Genomic DNA, 24,239 nt, shown 5'->3' with positions numbered 1-24,239 from the left:
GTGCTATCGGCACTATGGTGGCACCGGCCTAGCGCTGCGGAGGGGTGGCAAGCCCGGTAGGGCCGAGCGGATAGCGAGCCCCGTAGCATAGCGGCACCTGCCCATTGGGGCAGGGGCAGGCCCCAAAAGGTAATTGGGTTTGCGCCCTTTTCGAGCTTTAGGGTTGTACCATGGCTTTGATGGTGCCGACGGCCTCAGCGGTTTGTACCGTGATGGTGTACAGCCCTGCTGCGAGCCCGGCGGTGTCCCAGTATACATGCTGCTGCCCGGCCCCTTGCTGCCCGAGGTTGGCTTGCATGACCTGCTGCCCGTTTATATTGCGGACAATCAGCTGGGCAGGGCTGCTGTGCTCCAGGGTATATTGGATGATGGCTTGGCCCTGTACGGGGTTGGGCTGCACCTGAAGCTGAAAATGATCAGGAGCCAGCGCTGGAGTGCTGGAGAGGATGCCCTCTGTGATCGTGATGTCGTCTATGAGCAGGGCATCGCCGCTAGGTGTGATATTGCGGAAGGCAATGTGCACATCCTGGCCGGCATAATCTGCCAGGCTGATGTCCCGCATTTGGGGCGATTCCGACTCTTCCGGGTCTACGGTGAGGAGGATGGCGCCGTTGGCCTCGAAACTTTCAAAAGTAGGCTCTCCAGCATTGATGAGCACCTGGTAGCTGTCTGGGAAGTTGCCAGAAGAAGTGGTGGAAATGGCTGTCCAGCTGAGGGTAGAGCCCTCTGCCACGGTGATTTTGGGCAAGATCATCCAGTCATCGGCTGGCCCGGCATCGTCTACGTACCAAGAGAGGCTTAGGGCGGCAAAGCTCTCTAGGAGCCCGCTTTCAATGACCATCCAAGCGGTATCGGCGAAGCCAGCGTCTTCTGGCGAGTTGGGCACCAGCATGTCCCGGTTGATCAGGGTGAAAGATTCAGGCATCAGGCCGTCTTCAAAATCATAAACAATGGTCTCCTGTGCTTGAGCAGAGAAGGAGCCTGCTGCAAGCAGCAATACGATAAGGAGTTGTATTGGTCCTTTCATGGCATAAGTTTGTAGTGGTAAAGAATTGGAGTATTGCGTATTGCCCGTACGGGCAATGAGGTATGCGGAAAAGGGCTGCGGCTTGCTGCTGCATTGGGCCTGTTATCGTTCAAGGCTGCACCGCCGGGCAGAGCCAAGAACGCTAAAGTACATGGTAATGTCTGTGATGGAAAGACTGCAGAGCGAGGCGGTTTCCCCGTGCTTGGCTTAGCAGTCGAATATAGGCTGCAGGCCCATCAGGCTGAGCTGCTTGTGGGTGGGCTTGAGGAAGGATGGAGTAAGCCGCTTTTGCACGTAAATCTTATTTTTGCAGAAATATTGAGCAGCAAATATAAGGTAAAATAGGTTTTGTGCCATAGAAATACCGGGGCTTTTTTGCCATCGGTTTGCTTTGAGCGGTAAAAAAGAGGTATTGCAGGCATTCGTTTTGAAATCAAAAAAGTGGTGCTTACTTTTGTCAGGTGAATAAAGAAAATAAAATACACGTGCCGCCTTTCATTGCGCTGCCTCCTGCCGGGGGAGGCTGCCAAGAGGCGCCTAGCCTGCGCGGGCTACAGCCCATCTTTGACTGCTAGCCCAGTTCTTGATCTTCCTTGCGGCGATCTCCTGCCGCACATTTCCCCAATTATGATTTCTGTTTAATCCACTCCTTCCTGCGCTTTCGAAGGGTGTTCGGAGGGGTACAATTTGGTGCAACGATGGCCAAAGATTATGTACTAGCAATACTGTGCACAGTGATGGGCATGCTCCCTGTGCACGCACAGCATACCGTAAGCGGCACGGTAACAGATGGGCAGCCCTCTCCTCAGCCCCTGATCGGGGTAAGTGTATTTGTTAAAGATGACCCTTCGGCCGGCACGGTTACTGATATAGATGGGGGGTATACCCTTGAGGCAGGCTCAAAGGAGGCTGTTTTGATTTTCACCTATATTGGATACCGCCGGCTCGAGGTGCCGGTAGGCGGGCGCGAGCGTATCGACGTCCGCCTGTCAGAGGCGGCGGCTTTGCTCGATGAGGTCGTAGTGACAGCAGTCGGGATAGAGCGGAGCCAGAAGGCTTTGGGCTATGCTGCACAGGAAGTTGGCGGCGAACAGCTTTCCAATGCCCGGGAGGGCAACCTGGTCAATGCCCTTAGCGCCAAAGTAGCGGGCGTACAGGTGGTCAGCAGTTCGGGCAATCCTGGGGCGTCGGCTAATATTGTCATCCGGGGGCGGACATCCCTGGGGGAGAACTCCCCGTTGTTTATCATTGATGGCGTGCCCATAGACAACAGTTTTGCCGGCTCCAACTTCACCGATCAGTCGAACCGGGCCATTGACATCAACCCGGATGATATCGAAAGCCTCAATATCCTCAAGGGCGGTGCGGCGACTGCTTTGTACGGGGTGCGTGCGGCCAATGGGGCCGTGGTGATCACGACCAAAAAAGGCCGGAAAAAAGGCGGGCTGTCTTTTGCTCAGTCCATCACCTTCGATCAGGTCAATAAGCTGCCAGAGCAGCAGCAGCTTTTTGCACAGGGCGACCTCTCAGGAGGGGTGCCTGTATATGCAGCCCCGGGAGAGTCGAACCGCTCATGGGGGCCGCGCATGGATACCCTGCGCTATGATGGCGACCCCACCTACCGCTACAGCCGGCTTGGCCGCATTGTAGGGCAGAGCGACCCCACAGCTACAGCAGCAGCAGTAGCGCCCTTCGACAACCTGGGCAACTTTTTTAATACAGGAGTGACCTCCAGCACTTACCTCAGTGCGAGCGGGGGAGGGGAGTCGGCCAGCTATTTTGCTTCCGGGGGGTACCTTAGGCAAACGGGCATTGTGCCCAATAGCACATTTGAGCGCATCACCCTGAAAGTCAGCGGCGATGCACAGCTTTCCCCAAAACTCAAGGTGCAGGCTTCTGCCAACTACATCAACTCTGGGGGTGACCGTACCAACCGGGGCAGCAACCTTTCTGGCGTTATGCTGGGCCTGGCCCGGGCGCCGGCCTCTTTTGATTTGGCCAATGGGTATGAGGATGCAGAAGACGAAACCGGCGCTTACCTGCTGCCCGATGGCACCCCGCGTACCTATTGGGGCGCTTATGACAACCCCTACTGGTCGGTCAACCGCAACCTGAGCCGGGACCGTGTCAACCGTATTATCGGCAATGCCGGCTTCAGCTACGAGCTGGCGCCCTGGCTGAATGCAGTTTACCGCTTGGGCACCGACTTTTACTTTGAGGAGCGCACTTCCCACTGGGACAATCAGAGCAATGAATTTGGCACTGGCGTCATTTTCAATGACCTTTATGCTTACCGGAGTGTCAATTCGGACTTCCTCCTGACGGCAGAAAGCCGCCTGAGCGAGTCTTTTACCGCCCGGCTCACGGCGGGCCACAACTATTTCAGCGAGCGCGGATATTCTAGCGTGCAGGAAGGCGAAAACTTCATCATCCCGGGTTTTTATGACATCTCCAACGTTTCTCAGGTCACTTTCGTGGACGATAGCGAGACCCGGCGGCGGATTGCGGGCGCTTTCTACGACGGGCAGGTGGGTTTCCGGGACTACCTCTACCTGAGCTTTACCGGGCGCTGGGACTGGTCATCGACCCTGCCTACCGAGAATGTCCCATTTTTCTACGACAGTTACAGCTTAGGCTTTGTATTTACAGAGCCTTTGGGGCTGGCTACAGACCCCGTGTTCTCATTCGGCAAGCTTCGGCTGTCCTATGCCCGTATCGGGAAGGATGCTTTCGCCTATGCCCTCGACAATTTCTTTGTGCTGGGCAGCCCGGTGAAAGGGCAGACGGCTTTTTCCCCCTCCACGAGTATTGGCAATCCAGGACTGCGCCCAGAGCAGACCCGGACCATGGAGATCGGGGCTGACCTGCGTTTTTTTCAGAGCCGTTTGGGGCTAGACGTGACTTGGTACGACCTGGAGAGCACCGACCAAATCCTCGCGGTGCCGGTCACCTTTTCTACGGGCTTTTCGACTGTCATTACCAATGCAGGCCGGGTGCGCAACCGGGGGGTCGAGCTGCAGCTCAATGCTACGCCTTTGCAAACCGAAAGCTTTAGCTGGGACGTGGACCTGAATTTTACCGCCAATGAAAATACGGTGGAATCCCTGGGCGAAGGGGTGCCCGACCTCTCCTTCGGCTCAGCTGGTGTTGCGTCTACCAACAACCGGGCTATCGAGGGGCAGCCCTTTGGCGTGCTGTACGGCACCCGGTGGTCGAGGAGCGAAGCGGGAGACCTGCTGATAGACGCTGATGGCTACCCTGTGTACGACCCTCAGGACCCCGGCATAGTGGGCGATCCCAACCCGGACTGGCTCGCTGGGCTCCGCAACAGCTTTTCCTGGAAAGGGCTCTATGCCTCTGTCCTGCTTGATATCCGGCAGGGGGGCGACATCTTCAACGGCACCGTAGGCGTGATGAAAAACTTGGGCACCCACAAGAGCACCGAGCAGCGGGAGGAGGAAGTAGTGATTGAAGGGGTGTATGCTCCAGGCACCGTCATAGATGGGGAAGAGGTGGGCGGGCAGCCCAACCGTACTGCAGTGAGGCGAGATTCCCGCTATTACAGCCGTTACCCTTTTGCCGGAGTGTCGGAAGCCGCTATCGAAGATGGCTCTTGGGTGCGCTTGCGCGAACTGACCATCAGCTACCGTTTCCCGGAAGCGGTGACTGCCCGCCTGCCGGTGCGCAGCTTGGAGCTAGGGCTGAGCGGGCGCAATCTGTTTTTGTTTACCCCTTACAGCGGCATTGACCCGGAGACCAATCTGGCTGGTGCGAGCAACAGCTTCGGGCGCGATTATTTCAATAGCCCCAATACCAGAAGCCTGGGCGTGAACCTGAAAATCGGGCTTTAGTTTGGCCCTTCAACCATAAAAACCAACACGAGATGACTTACTACCGATATATCCTACTGGGCCTGCTCCTAACTATTTTTGCAGGCTGCAACCTAGAGCAGGCCAACATCAACCCCAACGACCCTACAGACGTGCCCGTGCAGGTGCTCCTCCCTACTGCTATGGAAGAGACGGCGGAGCTGATGTCTGGAGAGGCTGCTGTCATCGCGGGCATTTTTGCGCAGTACTTTGAAGGGGTAGACAACCGGGCGGTGACCGTAGAAGCCTATCTGCTGGACGAAGCCTTCAATATGAACCCGGTATGGCAGGATTTTTACAATGGCCCGCTGAACCAGTTGCGCATCATCAGGGATAAAGCCCTGGAAGAGGGGCAGCCTCATTATGCGGGGGTGGCCAATGTGCTCTTGGCGCTCAATTTGGGCACCCTGACTTCCCTTTGGGGGGATGTGCCTTTCGGCGAAGCCTTGCAGGGCGGGCAGCGCTTCAGCCCTGCTTATGACCCACAAGAAGAGGTGTACACCACCGTTCAGCAGTTGTTGGACGAAGGCATTGCACAGCTGCAAGCAGACAGCCCGGTCAGCCCGGGAGACGACGATGTGATTTATCAGGGCGACCTGCAGCGCTGGGTGCAGGCTGCTCATGCCCTTAAAGCCCGATATTACCTGCACACCATCAAGCAGCGCCCGGAAGCGGCAGCTTTGGCATTAGGTGCCATAGCAGAGGCCTTCCAATCGCCTGAGGCGGAGCTGTCCTACCCCTTTGGTTTTACGGAAGCTGAGCAGAACCCTTGGTTCGTTTACTTCAAAAATACGCCCTATGTGGAAGTGGACCCCTACTTTTCCAACCTCTTGGAAAGCACTGGCGACCCCCGCCGGTCAGCCCTGATCCGCCGTTCATTCGGCATAGAGCGGGTAGGGGACTACTATGCTGCTACAGATGCTGCGGTACCCCTAATGACCTATGCAGAGCTTAAGCTGCTGGAAGCAGAAGCCTTACTGCGCACAGGGGGCGATGGTGCGCAAGCTGCCTTGAAGGCTGGGGTGGAAGCACATATCCGCAGTGTAGTGCCTGGGCTGGCAGAGGAAGCCCTTGCCGCTTACCTGGATGCTCAAACCACCCTGTCCGGAAATTTTGGGGAAGACCTTGCACAGGCCCTGCAGCAATTGTATATTATCCACTTTACCCAAATAGAGGGCTGGACAGGCTACCGGCGTACGGGCTTTCCTGAGCTAGTGCCCAATGCAGGAGGGGCCAACCCGCAGAACCCCGGCGGCGGCATACCCCGGCGGTTCGTCTATCCACAAAATGAGCGCCTGTTCAACAATAATTTCCCAACAGAAAACCCGAACCTGCAAGACCGCTTTTGGTGGGACCAATAACACGGTTGGCAGCACATTCACCATTCCTCACCAGCTTTAAACTTGGAACAGATGTCGTATACTTTAGCTGTTCATGGCGGGGCGGGCACCATCCGGCGTACCCAGATGACCACAGAACAGGAGGCAGCCCATCACGATGCGCTTAGGCTTGCACTGAATGCCGGTACGGCGGTGCTCTCAGAGGGGGGCACTGCCGTTGATGCCGTGGCACGGGCGGTGACCGTCCTGGAGAATGCCCCCTGCTTTAATGCCGGGCGTGGGGCTGTCTTCACCCACGATGGCCGCCACGAAATGGATGCTTCCATCATGTGTGGCCGCACGCTTGAGGCTGGGGCTGTCGCTTTGGTGGAGCACTTGAAAAACCCCGTGCTGCTGGCCCGCGCAGTGATGGAGCAGAGCCCTTATGTTTTCCTCAGCGGTCCCGGCGCTATGGCTTTTGCGCGCGAGCTTGGGCTGCCTGAAGCTTCCCCTGATTACTTTTTTACCCCTCTGCGGCACGAGCAGCTGCAGCAGGCCCGGGCGGCCAAGAAAATTCAATTGGACCATAGCGACAAGTTTGGGACGGTAGGGGCCGTGGCCCTCGACTTGCACGGCAATCTGGCCGCAGCGACCTCCACGGGCGGGCTCACGAACAAACAGTTTGGCCGCATAGGCGATAGCGCTGTGATTGGTGCTGGGAATTATGCCAACAACCGGACCTGCGCGGTCTCCTGTACTGGCTTTGGCGAGTACTACCTGCGCGGGGTGGTAGCCTATGACGTCTCTTGCCTTATGGAGTACGCTGGGCTAAGCCTGCAGCAGGCCGCCGAGCGGGTCATTTTGGAGAAGCAGCTGGCCCTTGGCGGTGATGGCGGGCTGATCGCAGTGGATGCCCAAGGGCAGGTGGCGCTGCCCTTCAACTCGGAGGGGATGTACCGGGGCTGGGCCCGGGCAGGAGCGCCCCCGGTAACGGCCATTTATGAGGCGGAATGAGAAGAGGTAGTGTTTTGTTGCCTTTGTTTTGCGTTAAGGTTTGTTTTCCTGATTTAATACTGTTAATTTTATTTTGGCAGTTTATTATTTCTCTCTCCTGCTTGTTGATAGATGGCTGTCAAATATCATTTGATGTGTTGTGAAAGGTCATCAGCGACAGGCAGGCGATGAGGGATCTTGTCGTGGAAAATATGCCCGGGCTCAGGTATGCAGCGAGCTGTCCGCTTCATTTTTGGACAGTTCTGCAGTGCGCTGGCCGCGCCCACAATTACTAACCAAAAGCATCCGCATTATGAGTTTCGAAACCCAAAACCTCCGCAACGTCGCTTTATTGGGCCATACAGGCAGTGGCAAAACGACCTTTACCGAATGTATGCTTTTTGAAGCAGGGGATATCACCCGCATGGGCAGTGTGGAAGAGCGGAATACGCAGTCTGATTACACAAATATCGAACGGGAGCGGGGCAACTCTATTTTTGCTTCCCTTACACACGCGGAATGGAAGGACTCTAAAATCAACATTATAGATACCCCGGGCTTTGATGATTTCGTAGGGGAGGTGGTCTCCGCGCTCAAGGTAGCAGATACCGGTATCATGATGCTCAATGCGCAAAACGGTGTGGAAGTGGGCACTGAGCTCATTTGGGACTACGTAAGCCGTTTTGAAACGCCCTGCCTGTTTGTCATCAATCAAGTAGATCATGAGAAAGCGGACTTTGAGCAGACCCTGGCACAGGCGCAGGCCCGCTTTGGCGAGAAAGTGGTGCCGGTGCAGTACCCGATCAGTACAGGGGTGGGTTTCCATACGATTGTAGACGCCCTGCGGATGGTGATGTACGTTTTCCCGGATGGGGGCGGCAAGCCAGAGAAAGTGCCTATCCCTGAGGCAGAGCTGGGCCGGGCACAAGAAATGCACAACGCCTTGGTGGAGGCTGCGGCCGAGAATGACGAAGGGCTGATGGAGCGTTTTTTCGATGAAGGCTCCCTCACTGAGGAAGAGCTGACGGAAGGGCTGCGCATTGCGATTGCCCATCAGCAGCTGTTCCCTGTTTTTGTCTGTTCGGCGGTAAGGAATATGGGCAGTGGCCGGATTATGGGTTTCATCAATGACATTTGCCCCTCACCTGCCGACCGCCCGGCCGCGCGATTGGAAGGGGAGGAGGCGACTTTGCCCTGTGATGCAGAGGAGGACACTACGGTGTTCATCTACAAAACCATGACAGAGCCGCAGGTGGGCATGGTCTCTTACTTCAAAGTGTACGCTGGTACGCTGAGCGCAGGCGATGAGCTGATCAATGCAAAGAATGGCACGGCAGAGCGCTTTGGCCAGCTCTTTATCGCAGAGGGCAAAAACCGGGAGGCGGTGCCCCGGCTTAAAGCCGGAGATATCGGCGTGACGGTCAAGCTGAAGAACAGCCATACTAACAATACGCTCAATATCAAAGGTATAGACCGGCAGATACGCTTGATAGATTTCCCCGAGCCCCGCATCCGGGAAGCGGTACAGCCGTTGAACGCAAACGATATGGAGAAGCTGATCAAGGCCCTTCATCAGATTGAGGAGGAAGACCCCACGTTGATCGTGGAGCAGTCTGCAGCGCTCCGCCAAACGATACTCCACGGGCAGGGGCAGCTCCACCTCGACCTTATCCGCTACCGGATCGAGAAAGTCAATCAGGTGAGCATGGAGTTTGCCCGGCCGCGCATTTCCTACCGCGAAACCATCACCCGGGCAGCAGATAGTATGTACCGCCATAAAAAGCAATCTGGCGGCGCAGGCCAATTTGCCGAAGTACACCTCCGGATAGATCCTTGGGAGGAAGGCATGGCTGACCCACAGGGGCTTAGTGTGCGCAACAAGGAAGTAGAGGAACTGCCTTGGGGCGGCAAGCTGGCGTTCTACTGGTGTATAGTAGGGGGCTCAATCGATGCCAAGTATGCTAATGCCATCAAGAAAGGGCTGATGCAGCGCATGGAGGAAGGGCCGCTCACTGGCTCGCCCTGCCAGGATATCCGCGTGTGCATTTACGATGGCAAAATGCATGCGGTAGACTCCAACGACATGGCCTTCATGCTGGCCACAAAACAAGCTTTCCGGCAAGCCTTCCGGGATGCATCCCCTCAATTGCTGGAGCCGGTATATCAATTAGACATCCTTTGCTCTGATGAGTCGATGGGGGATATCATGGGAGATCTTCAGACCCGCCGGGCCATGATTATGGGCATGGACAGCGATGGGCACTATCAGAAAATCACGGCTCATGTGCCACTGGCAGAGCTGTACGAATACTCTTCCCGCCTGCGCTCCCTTTCTCAGGGGCGCGCTAAATTCCATCAGGAGTTTTTGGCGTATCAGCCCGTCCCTGGCGATCTGCAGGCCGAGCTGATGAAGGCGCACGAGGAGGCTACAGCAGAGGCCTAGCTTTTCGCTCTGGGAGGTGCCGCTTGTACAGCCCCGGGCTGCTCCTGAAACCTGAAAGGGTGTCCGGCAGGAAGCAGTACAGCCTTCTGTTCGTCCACTTACTTTGGGCGTAGCTTGGGGGCAGGCTGCTACAGGTTGGGCAGGAGGGGTATATCAGTGAATAGCAAGAGGGCTCTCTTCGTGAGGGGAGCTGTCCGCAAAGCCCTGGCCTGAGGAAGCCTTATTGTGTAGAAGGCCATTTGAGAGAGGGGCTTGCCAAGTTAAGATTAAAGCCGCAGATGAAATCAAAACTTCCAGTATCGACGGAGAAACCCTATTTTGGAAGTCTAAGGTCAGGAGTGTACTACCTTGAGCAGGGGCTGCTTGCAGCGGCAGCATGCCCAGCTGATATATAATCTGCTTGATGATAGATTCAAGTTGGAGATCAATATTAATAGAAAGGGAAAAGGGCGTCAACCAAAATGCTGCAGGTGTTGATGCTTTTCGGGCTTTAGGCTAGCCTTGGCCTAGCGCTGCGCAGGGGTGGCAAGCCCGACAGGGCCGAGCGGACAGCGAGCCCCGGAGCATAGCGGCACCTGCCTGCTGGCAGGGGCAGGCCCCTATCCTTGCGGAGGGGGCAGGCCTTTAAAAAGGGTAGTCTGGTTTGTGTCCAAGGGCGAGCAATTTTGTAATATCACCACCTATGAAAGGGATTACTTTGATTGTGCTTATTTTGCAATTGATGTCTTTGGCTATCTCGGCTCAGGAGCATACTTTTTATGGAGAAATACAAGATGTGGATAGTAAGGAGTTAATACCTTATGCACACTTTCAAATACTGCCCGAAGGTCAATCCGGCTTTGTCGCTGATCTGAACGGTACTTTTTCGCACCGGGCAGATGAGCAGAAGATAGAAGTCATGATCACTGCAATTGGTTATGAACCCAAGAGAGCAGAGCTTACTGTAGGTGCCCCCAACATTATCGGGCTACATGCTGCTTCTCTGTCGCTTTCCGAAGTAGTCGTCACTTACGTAGACCGCGAAAGAGACCTGCTTCAAAAAGTGTTAGACGCCATTCCGGAGAACTACCCACAGCAAAGCGAACGAATCACCGGGCGTGTAATTGAGCAATTGGCTGCCGATAGCTTGTACCAAGATCTGATTTACTCAGCTGATGCTATTATCGAAGCAGATAAGCTGACCTATTCCAAGCCGAATAAGTATAGCACCGTTCGAATCCTTGATGGAGAGGTCGAATTTCAAAAGCCCGGGTATTCGCCTTTTACAACAATTATAGCAGGGGCGCACAATGTACACCGTTTTGATGTTGTGGCTGCCCGAGAGGCCCCCTTAGATGATATCTTTGCGGAGAAATACCGGTTCAAGCTTTTGGATACCCTCAGTTATATGGGTGGGGCCTTGTTCAAAATGGAGTTTGAAACCCCGGGGTATTATGGTGCATTGTATATTCAGGATAGCACTTATGCTCTGGTAAGAGCAGAATACACAACCAAGAAAGAAAAATTACAAAGCTTTGTACAAAATAGATATTCCAGCCGGCTCTTTCGCCACTTCACCATCGAGTATTTTAAAGAGGATCGTTTCTTTCGGCTGAGTTTCATCAATTACCGGACTGGGTTTTCAGAAAAAGATGTGGAACCCGCTAACTGCATATACCTGAATAATTTTTTCTATTTGAACAGGCATACTCCTTCAACAGACCTAATTTCTTTTAAAGACCAAGTTCATTATAATGACAGACTCGTACAGGAGTTGTCTAAAGGTGAAACTGCGCAATTGCAAGGTAGGGGCTTTCAGGGGGTATTTAAAAATATATCATATAATGTGGGGCTTGGCTTGCTGAGGTACAAGCCCTGGAGCGAGCTGTCCGCACTGTACGAATCCGGTCTTGACGGCCAATTGCGCAGTGGTGTGAATGAGGTTGTTTTGGCTTTCCAAGTGAATTACCGCCTCAATAACGTTTGGGGGATAGGGTATGCTGGGGGAGCTTCCATAGGTTTTACCCGAAAGGTAAACTCGCATTCCCTTTTGATGACCAGGAGTCAACCTATAACAAAAAATCAAAGATGCCTGATTGGAATCAGCGCAGGTGCTAATTATTTTGAAGCTGACTTGGAAACCGGCGAGGGATTGCCCTTTGGTGATTTATTGCAAAATACTACCCTACAAGAGGAAGCTGTGCAGGTCAACGAATCCTCTCAACAGATAAATTTGATCACCGGATTGCAATTGAAATACCGAGTAGGTGCCCGTTCTTACCTGGCCTTGGACAGCTACCTTCCCTTCAGTATGTATAATAAGTTGGAGGTAATAGCCAAACAAGGGGAAGAGCGTGTGCTACTGTACGGAAAAAACTTTCGCAATCCATTTAGTCTGGGCTACTACCAGTTTGGCCTGGGCTTACAGTTGTATTTCTAAGTGGCTTGATAAAATGTATACAATTAGCGTTCTCAACTTGACAAATCTTCCCTCCGCCCTATGTTTCCCTTTCTTTCGCTGATGGAAGAAGAACACAAATTTAAGAGAATTTGATGTCCTGATTTTTTAACACATCTCAGTGTGAGCAGAGGAAAGCTAACCCAGCCATCTTTGGAGTGCCTGCAGCACTGATGGCGTGGATTAACTTTCTCCTACTCGATTTTGGTGGAGCGCACTGCTTACTCCAGCTCGATCACAAGGTCATCCTGCTCTACCAAGGTTTTTTCGGTAAGGTAGACCTTCTTTACCTTGCCTGCTACAGGGGAGGTAATGGTAGATTCCATTTTCATGGCCTCTATGGTGAACAGGGGGGTATTGAGGGCGACTTCTTGGCCTTCTTCCACCAAGATTTTAGAGATGTTGCCTTGTAGCGGGGCGCCTACCTGCTTGTCATGCGTTACCTTGCGGTTGAGGACAACCTCTGTTTGTACGCTCTTGTCCCGCACAGGCACAGAACGGGTCTGCCCGTTCAGCTGAAAGAAGACGAGGCGTACGCCCTGTGCGTCTGGCTCAGACATATTGATGTACTTCACGAGCAGGCTTTTCCCTTTGCTCAGGGTGACCATGATTTCCTCGTTGGGCTTCAGCCCGAAGAAGAAGGCCGGTGTGGGCAGCGCCCGTACCAAGGCGTAGGTCTCATAATGCTCGCGGTAGTCTTCGTAAACTTTAGGGTAAAGCTTGTAAGCTAGGAAGTTGCGCATATCGAGGTGCTGTCCGAATTTTTGCCGGAATGCAGGGACCTCCTTGTCAAAATCGACAGGCTCGAGGTGGGCATTAGGCCGCTCCGTATACGGCTTTTCGCCTTTGAGGATGAGCTGTTGGATTTTTTCAGGGAAACCGCCCGGGGTTTGCCCCAGGTCGCCCCTCATCAGCGCTTTTACGCTATCTGGGAAAGCGAGCTTGTCCCCTTTTTCGAAAATGTCTTGCTCCGTGAGGTTGTTGGCGGTCATGAACATGGCCATGTCGCCCACTACTTTGGAGCTAGGCGTCACTTTGACGATATCGCCGAACAGCTGATTGGCGATGCGGTAGTTCTTTTTGATGGCCTCAAACTGTTCTTCCAGCCCGAGCGCCCGCGCTTGGGGCCGCAGGTTGGAGTACTGCCCACCGGGGATTTCGTGCTCATAGACTTCGGCTGTGCCTGCGCGCAGCTCTGTCTCGAAGGGGTAGTAGTACCGGCGTACGGCTTCCCAATAAGTGGAGAACTCATTGAGCGAATGCAGGTCTACAGGGTGCTCCCGTTCGTGCTGTTGCATCATGGCGGCCACGGCGTTGAAGCTGGGCTGTGAGGTGAGGCCAGACATAGAGCTGATGGCGACATCCACTACATCTACCCCAGCCTCTATGGCTTTAATATAAGTGCTGGCCTGTATGGAAGAGGTATCGTGGGTATGCAGATGTATAGGTGCTTCGATATGGCTGCGCAGGGCCCCGATGAGCTCCTGTGCGGCAAGCGGTTTCAGCAATCCTGCCATGTCTTTGATGGCAATGATGTGAGCGCCTTCGTCTTCCAGCTGCCGCGCAAGATCGATGTAGTACTGTAGGTTGTATTTGGCGCGCTTGGGGTCGGTGATGTCGCCGGTATAGCAGATACAAGCTTCGGCCACGCTGTTGGTGCGCTCGCGCACCGCGCGGATGCTGGTCTTCATGGCCTCTACCCAGTTGAGGGAGTCAAAGATCCGGAAGATATCGATACCGGCGGCGGCAGCCTCTTCTACAAACTTAACGATAAGGTTGTCGGGGTAGGCGGTGTAGCCTACAGCATTAGAGCCCCGCAGCAACATTTGGAAGCAGATATTAGGGATGGCCTCCCGTAGGAATTCCAGCCGTTTCCACGGGCATTCCTTTAAGAACCGCATAGCGACATCGAAGGTGGCACCGCCCCATACTTCCATAGAGAATACATCGTTGGCATGGCGCTGGGCAAAGCTGTGGGCCACCTTCTCCATATCGTAGGTGCGCATACGGGTGGCCAAAAGCGATTGGTGGGCATCCCGGAAGGTCGTGTCCGTGTACTGAATAGATTTTTGTTCCTTCAGCCATTGAGCAAACCGCTCCGGGCCCAGCTTTTGGAGTATCTGCCGGGTGCCATCCGGCGGGGTGGCCAGGGGGTCGAAGGAGGGGACTACCGGCTCTAGGAAAATCTTGCTCGGGTCTTTGAACTTGACATCGGGGTTGTCGTTGACGATCACCTCTGCCAGGTAGCGCAAGAGCTTGGTGCCCCGGTCGCGCCAATCCGGCATAGCGAGCAGCTCCGGGTGGTCTTGTATGAAATTGACTGTGGCATCCCCTCTTTGGAAGGTCTCGTCCTGCAGTAGGTTGAGCAAGAAACCGATGTTGGTGCTCACGCCGCGGATGCGGAACTCGCGCAGGGCGCGGTGCAGGCGCTGGGAAGCGCCTTTGAGGGTACGGCCCCAGGCGGTCACTTTCACCAGCATGCTGTCGAAGTAGGGCGAGATTTTTGCTCCGGGGAAGGCGCTGCCTGCGTCGAGGCGGATGCCCATGCCAGAGGCAGAGCGGTAGGCAATGAGGGTGCCGTAGTCTGGCTTGAAGCCATTGCTGGGGTCTTCTGTAGTGACCCGGCACTGCACGGCGAAGCCACTGCACTCCACATCATCTTGGTTTCGGATGTAAATGGTGCGATGGCTCAGCTCGTACCCCATGGCAATGAGGATCTGCGAGCGCACGATGTCAACCCCCGTTATTTCTTCTGTGATGGTGTGTTCTACTTGTATGCGGGGGTTCACTTCAATGAAGTAGATGTTCTCGTTGCGGTCTACCAAAAATTCTACGGTGCCGGCGTTGCTGTAGTTGACCGCTTTGCCGAGGCGGATGGCGTAGTCGTACAGTTTTTGTTTGGTCACTTCGTTGATGGAAGGGCAGGGGGCGACTTCCACCACCTTTTGGAACCGTCGCTGCACAGAGCAGTCCCTTTCGTAGAGGTGCACAAGGTTGCCGTATTTGTCCCCTAGGAGCTGCACTTCGATGTGCTTGGGCTGGTCGATGAATTTTTCGAGGAAAATGGTGTCATCGCCAAAGGCGTTGCCCGCTTCCCGCTTGGCTTCTTGGAAGGCAGCAGGAAGGCCATCGGCTGAACGCACTACGCGCATGCCCCGGCCGCCACCGCCGGCTGCTGCTTTTACCATGATAGGATAGCCGATGCGCGCTGCTTCGCGCAGGGCGGTCTCCACATCTGCCAATGGCTCTTGGCTGTCTTCGATGAGGGGCACTTCTTCCTGGCGGGCAAGGGCTTTGGCCGCTACTTTGTCGCCCAGCCGCTCCATGCTTTCGGGGCTGGGGCCGACAAACTCGATGCCTTCTTCCCGGCAGCGGCGGGCGAAGTTGACATTTTCCGAAAGGAAGCCGTAGCCCGGATGTATGGCGTCCACTTCGTTCTCGCGGGCTATCTGAATGATCCCCTCAATGTCGAGGTAAGGCTTGAGGGGGTCATCATCTGCGCCAACCTGATAAGCCTCGTCCGCTTTGTAGCGGTGCAGGGAGTAGCGGTCTTCATAGGTGTATATGGCAACGGTGCGCAGGTTGAGCTCAGATGCGGCGCGCAGCACCCGGATGGCAATCTCGCCCCGGTTGGCGACCAGTAGCTTCTTAAATCGCTTTCTTTGTGGCTTCATAATTCCTTGTAACGTGTGATTGTAGTGTTCTGGGCAGGGCTGGCCCCTTTGGCTTTTGCGGTGCGCATAGGGGCGTTTCGTGCTTGCTGCTGCTTTTTGGCTAGAAGGCCAAAACCCCAGCAAGCTTCTACAGAGCGGGAAAGATAAGCAATCCGGGGTACCGTGCAAAACCATAAACGGAACTACCTTCCAATGCCTGAAGGCAAGCGCTGCAAAGCTTGTGTAAATCAAAGGGTTTGCCTATCTTTGCAGCCGCTAAATGCTCAAGGCCCTGTTGTGTTTGCACAGCAGCTTGGTGTTCAGCTGTTTAAAGCCCTTGTGGGCGTTTTTTATTATTCATTAATATGTCTGATCCAAAATGAAGAATTACGAAGTAACATTCATCGTAGACCCGGTGCTGTCGGGGGACGAGATCAAAGCGACAGCTCAGACATATGTCGATCACCTCAAGAATGAGGGCTGCCAGATCGTACATGTGGACGAAATGGGCCTGCGTCAGCTGGCTTACCCAATCAACCGGCGTACTTCCGGTATTTACTACTGCGTTGAGTTCGAAGCGCCTAACGGCGAGCTTATCGACCCGATGGAACTTGCCTTCCGCAGGGACGAGCGCATCATGCGCTTCCTGAGCGTCGCACTGGACAAGTACGGCGTAAAGTACAACGCAGACAAGCGCGCCGGCAAAATTGGCAAGGTGAAGAAAGCCGCTAAGAAAAGCGATGACAAGAAAAGTGATCGCCGCGACGACCGCCGCAAAGGTGGCAAGCCACAGGCTAAGCCGGCACCTGCTAAGAAAAGCGAAGAAGAAGAGTAGGCCGCGCTACATTGTTTAATCCTCAAAGTTGAAAGATCATGGCATCAAGAGACGATATTAAGTTCCTCAGCAACCCGAAGATTGGCCAGAAGCGCACCAAATACTGCCGCTTCCGCAAATTCGGTATCAAGTACATCGATTACAAAGACGCAGACTTCCTGACTCAGTTCGTGAACGAGCAGGGCAAAATCCTGCCCCGCCGTATCACTGGCAACTCTCTGAAGTATCAGCGCAAAGTCGCTACTGCGGTGAAGCGGGCCCGCCACTTGGCTATCCTGCCTTATGTAACCGACTTGCTGAAGTAATTCTCTAGCCCTCTAAATTTTTGAAAGATGGATATCATTCTGTTGCAAGATATGGATAAGGTAGGCGACAAGCATGAAGTCGTAACGGTTAAGCCGGGCTATGCACGCAACTACCTCATCCCTCAAGGCCTGGCTTTGGTAGCTAATACTGCCAATATGGCTAAGCTGGATGAAATTAAGCGCAAAGAAGAGGCTGAACTGGCTGCGCGCAAAGCTGAATTCGTAGACATGGCGGCTAAGCTGAAAGGCGAAGTGCTGAAAATTGGCGCGAAGGCAGGACAAAGCGAAAAAATCTTCGGTAGCGTAACCAATGTTCAGATTGCTGCTGCATTGAAAGATCAGATGGGCATCGAGGTGGACCGCCGCCGTGTGGTCATGCCTGAAGAGGACATCAAAACCCTCGGCACTTACACTGCTCAGCTGAACCTGCACCCTGAAGTGGACATCAAGGTCAACTTCGAGGTCATCGCAGAGTAAGCTGCCTATCCGGCAAAGCGTAATTTTGCCGCTGAACTATAAACAATCTACATAAGCAAGCCGGCTACTGGGGCAACCTGGGCAGCCGGCTTTTTTGTGGGCACCGGCAGGCTGGTCAAAAAGTGAGCTTGCTGCCGTTCACCTTCAGCCACTCCTCTTTGTCCTTGTAGTCGGGCATAGCATCGGACACCAATTTCCAGAACCTTGGCGAGTGGTTCATTTCCAAGCGGTGCGCCAGCTCGTGGATGATGACGTAGTCTATAACCTCCTGAGGGGCGAACAGCAAACGGGTAGAGAGGTTGATGTTGCCAGCAGAGGAGCAGCTGCCCCAGTTGCTGTGGTTGTACTTGAGGTGTACGCCATTGATGGGCTGTTGGAAGTGTTGTTGGTTGAGCTCCTGCACCCGCTGGGTGATGGCCGGCAGGAAGTCTTGAGCGACAATCCGGCTGAGCAGGTGCTGTATGTTTTTGGAAAGGCTGTGCCCATTGTCTTCCCGGCTCAGCTTGAGCAGGATGCTGCCTTCCGGCAAAAGTTTGCCCGTATGGGTTTTGCGGTCTTCCCATTGCAGCTTCAGGGAGTATCGGCGTTCTCCAACCTGCAGGATATCCCCATCTCGATAGGTGCGGGGCTCAAAGTGATCGGAGAGGGCTTTGCTTTGGCTGACCCGCTGCGCAACCCAAGAGGTGAACCACTTGACCTGCCGGTCTTGTTCCGCTTTAGAAAGGTGGACCGGGAGCCGGAGGATGGCCGCAGTTTTGCCTATGCTGGCCCGCACATTGGTGCGGAATTCCCGGTACAGGCGGGCGGGTATTTCTTGTCCTTCCACTTTTAGCTGAAAGTCGATGCGGGCTGAATGTTTGATGGTCTTTTTGGGCATTTTTGTCGGTTGGGGAAAGTTCATGGAAAGATAATCCTTGCGGAAAACAACAATGGCCGGGCTAGGGTTCCCGCAGTGCCTGATTGATCTGCTCGCGGAGGTGGCTGCTGCCAGGCTTGCCAGCCTCCATATCGATAACTCGGAGGCGGCGCCCGAGCAGTGCATAGTCGGGCAGGGCTGATACAGCGTACAAGTCGCTGTAATCCGAACTCATGCCGCCCGGTATGAAGAGGGGCACGATATTGGGGTGGGCCGGTTGCCGGGACAGCGCTTTGCGCCAGGCTTTTAGGGAGCGGTCGAACGAGAGGGTGACGATTAGGAAACCGGGCTGATCGGCATAAGCTTCAGCCAGCTCGTGCAGATAAGGCAGCTGCTGCATGCAGGGCGGGCACCAAGACGCCCAGGTGTCCAGATAAAGGACATGCGCCCCAAAGTCGCTGATGCGCACGGTATCCCCTGCCGTATTCAGGGCCGTAAAATCAAAAGCCTTGGCGAGCTGCCGGGTCTCATAAAACCGCTGCAGGGGGGCTTCATATTGGCCCCGGTAGGGGTTGGCCTTCCCCAGCTGAAAGTCGATCATTGCGATTTCCCCCGGAGTGACCGCCCGGCTGTAGGCTTCCCAGCCTGCCTCTTGCTCAAGGATGAGCTTCAGGAGCGCTGCCCGGTATTGTAAGGAGGCGAGGGTGTCTGCCAGCTGAGCGTCTACAAAGTCGAAAAAAGGGCGTATGCCGCCGGCCTCTTGGGGAGGAGGGAAGGCTTCGGCCCAGGCGGCAAGCTGTTGGGGCAGGGCCAAAGCCGCAGTTTGCTGTGCTCTAGGGGCACAGCTGCCAATGCTGATGATGATAAAAATGAGGGTGCAGGTTCTCATAGCCGAAATATAGCTAAGAATCTGCGTTTTCCATGTGGTAAAGGCATGAGCCGTAATTATTTTAACGTTACTACCTCTGTAGTACCTTGTAGGGGCATCCCTTGTTCCAAACCCCAATAATTCACTACTTTTGATACCGTAACCGAAACCTGCTTATGAAACAACAAACGGGGCGTAACGATAAAGAAGCTATCTATCGGCAGATTGCCAAGTGGATGTGGCTGGCTGCAGGCGCAGTGCTGCTTGGTATTTGCTTGGTTTTCATTGGCTTGTCGTTTACCGACCTGCCCTCTGTGCAGCAGCTGGAAAACCCCAAAAGCGAGGAGGCTTCCCTTGTCATCGGCAGCAATGGGGAAGTCATCGGCCGCTATTATACCGAAAACCGGGTGCCGGTCACCTTCGATCAGCTCTCCCCCAATTTGGTCAATGCGCTGATCGCTACCGAAGACGAACGTTTTTATGACCACAGCGGTATCGATTTTGAAGCCTTGGGCCGGATAGCGGTCAAAACGGTATTGCTCGGGCAGCGCAGCTCAGGCGGCGGCTCGACCATCACACAGCAGCTGGCCAAGCTGCTCTTTACCGAACAGGTCTCCCGCAACATCTGGGAGCGGGGCTTACAAAAGCTCAAAGAATGGATCATCGCTGTACGCTTAGAAAAAAGGTACACTAAGGAGGAGATCATTGCGATGTACCTCAATAAGTTCAACTTCATCAATGGGGCTTATGGCATCAAGGCTGCTTCTGAAATTTATTTTGATAAAGAACAGGACGAGCTGTCGGTAGACGAAGCGGCCATGCTCATCGGGATGCTGAAAAACCCTTCTCTCTTTGACCCGCTGAGGCGGGCCGATACCGTCTTGCACCGGAGGATGGTGGTGCTGAAGCAAATGGAGAAAAACGAGCTGATCACAGCAGAAGCTTATGATACTCTACGGCAAAGGCCGCTCAACCTCCGGTATACCCGGCAGTCGCATGTAGATGGCATCGCTCCTTACTTCCGTATGGAGCTGGCTAAGGATGTCAAGCGCTTGCTGGCCAGCGAGAATATCCGGAAGGCGGATGGCAGCAATTATGATATTTACCGGGACGGGCTGCGCATTTATACCACCATCGACCCCGAAATGCAGCGCATAGCTGAAACGGTCATGAAGAAGCATATGTCGCAGGTGCAAGGCCGCTTTTGGGAGACTTGGGGCGTAGTGAACAAAGACCCCTGGGAATACACTACCTCCTCCGAGCATGAAGTGCCGGTGAGCATCCGCAAAGCGGGCCTTCAGGATCTGCTGAGGCAGTCAGACCGCTATCAGTCTCTGCGGGCACAGTACCTCGACGGTGTACTGGCCAATATCAACGAAGACGTCGAGCTGGTCTTTCATGCAGACGACCGGGAGGTGGAGCGCATCATAGCCGATGAAGAAGATGGGACGACTATCGCGGGCCTGGTGGAGCGCAACCTCATCAGTACGGCCTTGGCCGCACAATACCGCAAGGTGAAGCGCAGCCCGCATTTCCCTAAGCTGAAAAAACAGTGGGCGGCACTGCAGAAAGCGGTGGACAAAGCTTTTTCCACGGAAGTGGATATGAAGGTCTTTGCTTACAACGATAGGATGGAAACGGATACGGTGATGACCCCCCTGGATTCGATCAAGTACCACCGTATGATTTTGCAAACGGGCATACTGGCCGTAGACCCGGTGACCGGGCAGGTGAAAGTATGGGTAGGCGGCGTTGGCTTCAAGTACTTCAAGTACGACCACAACCGCACTAGCCGGCAGGTGGGCTCTACCTTCAAGCCTTTTGTTTATGCTACCGCGATTGCGCAGCAAGGCTTTTCGCCATGTTACCAAGTGTACGACCTGCCGCAGACCATCACACCGGGCGATGGCAATTTCAACCTGCTCAAGGAATGGACGCCCCGCAACTCAGATGGGAAGTACTCCGGCCAGCTCTTTACGCTGAAAGAAGGGCTGAAGCAGTCCAAAAACACCGTCTCTGTACACCTGATGAAGCAGCTTGGAGATACCGAGCCGGTGCGCGGGCTTGTCAACCAAATGGGCATTGACAGCTCTGCCCGTTATCCGAATGGGCGTTACCGCGTGCCTCGTCAGCCTTCTATCTGCCTGGGGGCCACAGACCTCACCAATATGGAGATGACTGGCGCCTATACCACTTTTGCCAACAACGGTATTTTTAATAAGCCTTACTTTATCGAGCGCATAGAAGATAAGGACGGCAAGAAGCTCTATGAGGGTATACCCGAAGAAAATGTCGCCATCAACCCCAATGCGAATCATGTAATGGTGGAGATGCTGAAGTACTCCGCCGGTGTGTACAACGTCAAGAGCGAGGTTGGCGGGAAGACGGGGACGACCAACGACTACGTGGACGGCTGGTTCATGGGCATTACCCCTTCTTTGGTGGTTGGCACCTGGGTAGGGGGCGAGGACCGTTGGATCCGCTTCCGCTCCATACAGTATGGGCAGGGCTCAAAAATGGCAAAGCCTTTTTTCAAAATGTTCTTGCAGGAGCTCGAAAAGCGGGATTCTATCGATTATGACCCCACAGCCCGTTTCTACCGCCCAAGCGGTGACATCGGGATAGAAATGGACTGCAGCGAATACCTGCGCAATCAGCTTCCTGAAGATGAGGAAGAGAACGAGGAGTTCGAGAACGAAGGCTTCTCGGAAGACTTGTTTGGCGAGGATTTTAGGTAGGGCGTGGAAAAAGCTCAGCAAGGCGGGGCAGGGGCTTGCGTGTTTGCTTGCCTGTCTTGCAAAATACAAGGAGGGCCGTTTGAGCCCAGAAGCTGGGAGCACTGATCGGCCCAGGTATCGCTTGCCGGCTTTTAGGCCGGCATTGGGCTAGCGATGCGCAGGGGTGGCAAGCCCGATAGGGCCGAGCGGATAGCGAGCCCCGAAGCGTAGCGGCACCTGCCCGCAGGCAGGGGCAGCCCCCCTCCTTGCGGCAGGGGCAGGCCTAAAAAACGACAAGCTGATTGGCGCCGGTTGGTAAGGTCCAGCTTGTCTTTGTTCGTATTTGGCTTCGTACCGGTATGGCTGGTATGGGCCGCACCATCAACAACCAAGACGCATGAACCGACTACCGACCTATCTGCTATTTTTTTTGGGTGCTCTCGTGTTGGCACAGGGTTGCATCCCTCCTTCCGATGAGGTGAAGACGGAAATTTCTCTGGACGCCCGGTCGCCTGTGTTTCAGCGGGTCGTAGATTTTCAAGACCGTAAGGAGGCTGATAGCCTTTATGTTTTTTTCCGGGATGAAGACCCTTCTTGGCGTTACCTGGCAGCCCGTGCTTTTGCTTCTATCCGTGATGGCTCCGGCATAGACAGCCTTCAGCTGCTGTTGAGGGACCCCGTCGTGCGGGTCCGTGCAGCAGCGGCATACGCTATTGGCCAAACGGGGGATGAGCGCGGGGCGCGGCCTCTTCTGCAAGCCTTTGAGCGCACAGATACGGCTGGCGTTTTTGCCTTTTCCAATGCTGCTATTTTGGAGGCGGTAGGCAAGTGCGGGGGAGAGGAAGAGCTAAAGGCGCTGGCTACCATAAGCACTTATCAGGCGACAGATACGCTTTTGTTGTTGGGCCAGGCCCGTGGGGTTTATCAGTTTGCCCTTAGGGGGAAAGTCGTTCCGGAAGGCACAGCACGCATGCTGCAGCTGGCTTGCTCAAAAGTGTACCCCACCGAGGTGCGCTTACAAGCTGCCCACTATCTGCAGCGGGCGCCCGGCATAGACCTGACCGGTGCGGGTGGGCAGTTGTCTGGCGCAATCGCTCAGGAGCCGGAAGCGGATGTGCGTATGGCCCTGGCTACTGCTTTGGGCAAGACCCTGAGTGAGGAAGCGCTGCCTGCTCTTCTGAAATTGAGGGGCAGCGACCCCGATTATCGGGTGCGCTGTAATGTCCTGGCAGCCTATGCCAATTACCCTTATGATTCGGTACAACTAGATGTGCAGCGGGCGCTGAGCAGTGCACAAGAGCAGGAAGCGGTTAGGGCAGCCGGATATTTCTTGGAGAACGGCATTGCCCGGGATGCGAGCAGCTACTGGCAATGGGCGAAAGACTCCCTGCCGGCTATGGTGCAGTTGGGTTTGTACCGGGCAGCCAACCGCCATCTTCCGGCCTATGCGGTGAACACCCGTGATGCCATCAATGCTGAGCTGCGTCAATGGCTGCAGGGCACGGCCTCAGTATATGAAAAAGCAGCTGCATTGAGGGCGCTGGCAGAATTTGGCTGGAACTTCCGCTACATTTATCAGCAAGGGGCGCAGTCTTCTTCCCCTGTGGTGCGTACCGCCACAATGGAAGCCCTTGCGGCCATCAGCGGGCGTGCAGATTTCCGGGCGTTTTTTGGTTCTGGCTACCGGTCTGTGCGCCGGGAGCTCCTTGGCATGTACTTGGAAGTGCTTCAAGCTGGCGACCCGGGGATGATCGCTGTGGCCGCCGTTGCCCTGCGCAATGAAAACCTGAACTTCGATGCCCTCATCTCCAACCTCGATATCCCACAGCAGGCGCTGGCCCGCCTAGAGCTGCCTAAGGAAATAGAAACCTACAACGAACTGGCGCATACTATCGCTTTCTTGAAAGGGGAAGGCCGGCCACAACCGCGCAAGCCAGTTTATAACCACCCTATTGATTGGGCGATGCTGAATGGGCTGAACCCCGCCCGGGAAGTCGTGCTGGAAACCAACAAGGGCAATATCAGCCTGGAAATGCTGCCTGAGTTTGCGCCCGGCACTGTGGCTAATTTTATTGGCCTGGCCAGGCAGGGCTTCTATAACGAAAAGACCTTCCACCGGGTCGTCCCTAATTTTGTCGTGCAGGGCGGCTGCCCAAGAGGCGATGGCTATGGCAGCCTCGATTACAGCATCCGCTCCGAGCTGCCCGAGCTGCACTACGATGCGCAAGGGTATGTAGGGATGGCTTCTGCTGGCAACGATACCGAATGCACGCAGTTTTTTATCACCCATTCGCCTACTCCTCATCTCGACGGAGAATATACTATCTTTGCGCGCGTTACCGCCGGTATGGACATCGTGCACGAGCTGCAGATCGGCGACCGCATTAATAAAGTAGCCTTGGCAAAGTAGCCCTGGCCTGGAAACCTGACCAACCAACTA

15 protein-coding genes are annotated in these 24,239 nt (G+C 54.7%); 10 read left to right on the top strand and 5 right to left on the bottom strand.

Annotated features, from left to right (window positions below):
* Positions 1–157 precede the first annotated feature (157 nt).
* Together FRY97_RS06260 and FRY97_RS22285 are read right to left on the bottom strand one after the other, a co-directional pair.
* Positions 158–1,027, bottom strand: a complete 870-nt coding sequence (locus FRY97_RS06260; RefSeq protein ID WP_147166589.1) for a T9SS-dependent choice-of-anchor J family protein — start codon at positions 1,025–1,027, stop codon at positions 158–160.
* A 207-nt stretch (positions 1,028–1,234) separates the two neighbouring features.
* Complete coding sequence (locus FRY97_RS22285; RefSeq protein WP_170254527.1) at positions 1,235–1,384, bottom strand: hypothetical protein; 150 nt, start codon at positions 1,382–1,384, stop codon at positions 1,235–1,237.
* A 341-nt stretch (positions 1,385–1,725) separates the two neighbouring features.
* Between FRY97_RS22285 and FRY97_RS06255 the strand changes: the two genes are divergently transcribed.
* The 5 genes from FRY97_RS06255 (at position 1,726) to FRY97_RS06235 (ending at position 12,070) form a co-directional block, all read left to right on the top strand.
* Positions 1,726–4,878 carry a SusC/RagA family TonB-linked outer membrane protein gene (locus FRY97_RS06255; RefSeq protein WP_147166588.1) on the top strand — a complete coding sequence of 1,051 codons (3,153 nt, stop codon included), beginning with the start codon at positions 1,726–1,728 and terminating at the stop codon, positions 4,876–4,878.
* A gap of 32 nt (positions 4,879–4,910) precedes the next feature.
* Positions 4,911–6,257: a SusD/RagB family nutrient-binding outer membrane lipoprotein gene (locus tag FRY97_RS06250; protein ID WP_147166587.1), complete on the top strand. Its 1,347-nt coding sequence runs from the start codon at positions 4,911–4,913 to the stop codon at positions 6,255–6,257.
* A 51-nt stretch (positions 6,258–6,308) separates the two neighbouring features.
* Positions 6,309–7,229: an isoaspartyl peptidase/L-asparaginase family protein gene (locus FRY97_RS06245; protein ID WP_147166586.1), complete on the top strand. Its 921-nt coding sequence runs from the start codon at positions 6,309–6,311 to the stop codon at positions 7,227–7,229.
* 292 nt (positions 7,230–7,521) lie between these two features.
* Positions 7,522–9,651 (top strand): elongation factor G, encoded by a 2,130-nt coding sequence (locus FRY97_RS06240; protein WP_147166585.1) that lies wholly within the window; start codon positions 7,522–7,524, stop codon positions 9,649–9,651.
* Positions 9,652–10,333: 682 nt separating this feature from the next.
* Positions 10,334–12,070, top strand: a complete 1,737-nt coding sequence (locus FRY97_RS06235; protein ID WP_147166584.1) for a carboxypeptidase-like regulatory domain-containing protein — start codon at positions 10,334–10,336, stop codon at positions 12,068–12,070.
* A 239-nt stretch (positions 12,071–12,309) separates the two neighbouring features.
* On the opposite strand, the gene FRY97_RS06230 is transcribed toward FRY97_RS06235, so the two are convergent.
* Entirely contained in the window at positions 12,310–15,762 is a 3,453-nt protein-coding gene (locus tag FRY97_RS06230; protein ID WP_147166583.1) for a pyruvate carboxylase, read from the bottom strand.
* 358 nt (positions 15,763–16,120) lie between these two features.
* Between FRY97_RS06230 and rpsF the strand changes: the two genes are divergently transcribed.
* From rpsF to rplI, 3 genes are read left to right on the top strand one after another with little or no spacing between them, the layout of a single operon-like run.
* A complete protein-coding gene (rpsF, locus tag FRY97_RS06225; protein ID WP_147166582.1) occupies positions 16,121–16,576 on the top strand; it encodes a 30S ribosomal protein S6 in 456 nt (151 codons plus the stop codon).
* A 38-nt stretch (positions 16,577–16,614) separates the two neighbouring features.
* Entirely contained in the window at positions 16,615–16,881 is a 267-nt protein-coding gene (gene rpsR, locus FRY97_RS06220; protein ID WP_147166581.1) for a 30S ribosomal protein S18, read from the top strand.
* A 27-nt stretch (positions 16,882–16,908) separates the two neighbouring features.
* Positions 16,909–17,358 carry a 50S ribosomal protein L9 gene (gene rplI, locus FRY97_RS06215; protein ID WP_147166580.1) on the top strand — a complete coding sequence of 150 codons (450 nt, stop codon included), beginning with the start codon at positions 16,909–16,911 and terminating at the stop codon, positions 17,356–17,358.
* Positions 17,359–17,473: 115 nt separating this feature from the next.
* On the opposite strand, the gene FRY97_RS06210 is transcribed toward rplI, so the two are convergent.
* Together FRY97_RS06210 and FRY97_RS06205 are read right to left on the bottom strand one after the other, a co-directional pair.
* A complete protein-coding gene (locus FRY97_RS06210; protein ID WP_170254526.1) occupies positions 17,474–18,235 on the bottom strand; it encodes a M48 family metallopeptidase in 762 nt (253 codons plus the stop codon).
* 61 nt (positions 18,236–18,296) lie between these two features.
* Positions 18,297–19,103: a TlpA family protein disulfide reductase gene (locus tag FRY97_RS06205; protein ID WP_147166578.1), complete on the bottom strand. Its 807-nt coding sequence runs from the start codon at positions 19,101–19,103 to the stop codon at positions 18,297–18,299.
* A 155-nt stretch (positions 19,104–19,258) separates the two neighbouring features.
* On the opposite strand from FRY97_RS06205, the gene FRY97_RS06200 reads away from it, so the two are divergent.
* Positions 19,259–21,820 carry a transglycosylase domain-containing protein gene (locus FRY97_RS06200; protein ID WP_147166577.1) on the top strand — a complete coding sequence of 854 codons (2,562 nt, stop codon included), beginning with the start codon at positions 19,259–19,261 and terminating at the stop codon, positions 21,818–21,820.
* Positions 21,821–22,196: 376 nt separating this feature from the next.
* Positions 22,197–24,209: a peptidylprolyl isomerase gene (locus FRY97_RS06195; protein ID WP_147166576.1), complete on the top strand. Its 2,013-nt coding sequence runs from the start codon at positions 22,197–22,199 to the stop codon at positions 24,207–24,209.
* The last annotated feature ends 30 nt before the right edge of the window (positions 24,210–24,239 follow it).

Source organism: Phaeodactylibacter luteus, assembly GCF_007993045.1.
Lineage (GTDB): Bacteria > Bacteroidota > Bacteroidia > Chitinophagales > Saprospiraceae > Phaeodactylibacter > Phaeodactylibacter luteus.
The sequence above is the reverse complement of the archived record's forward strand: the minus strand, read 5'-3'. Positions and strand labels throughout refer to the sequence as shown.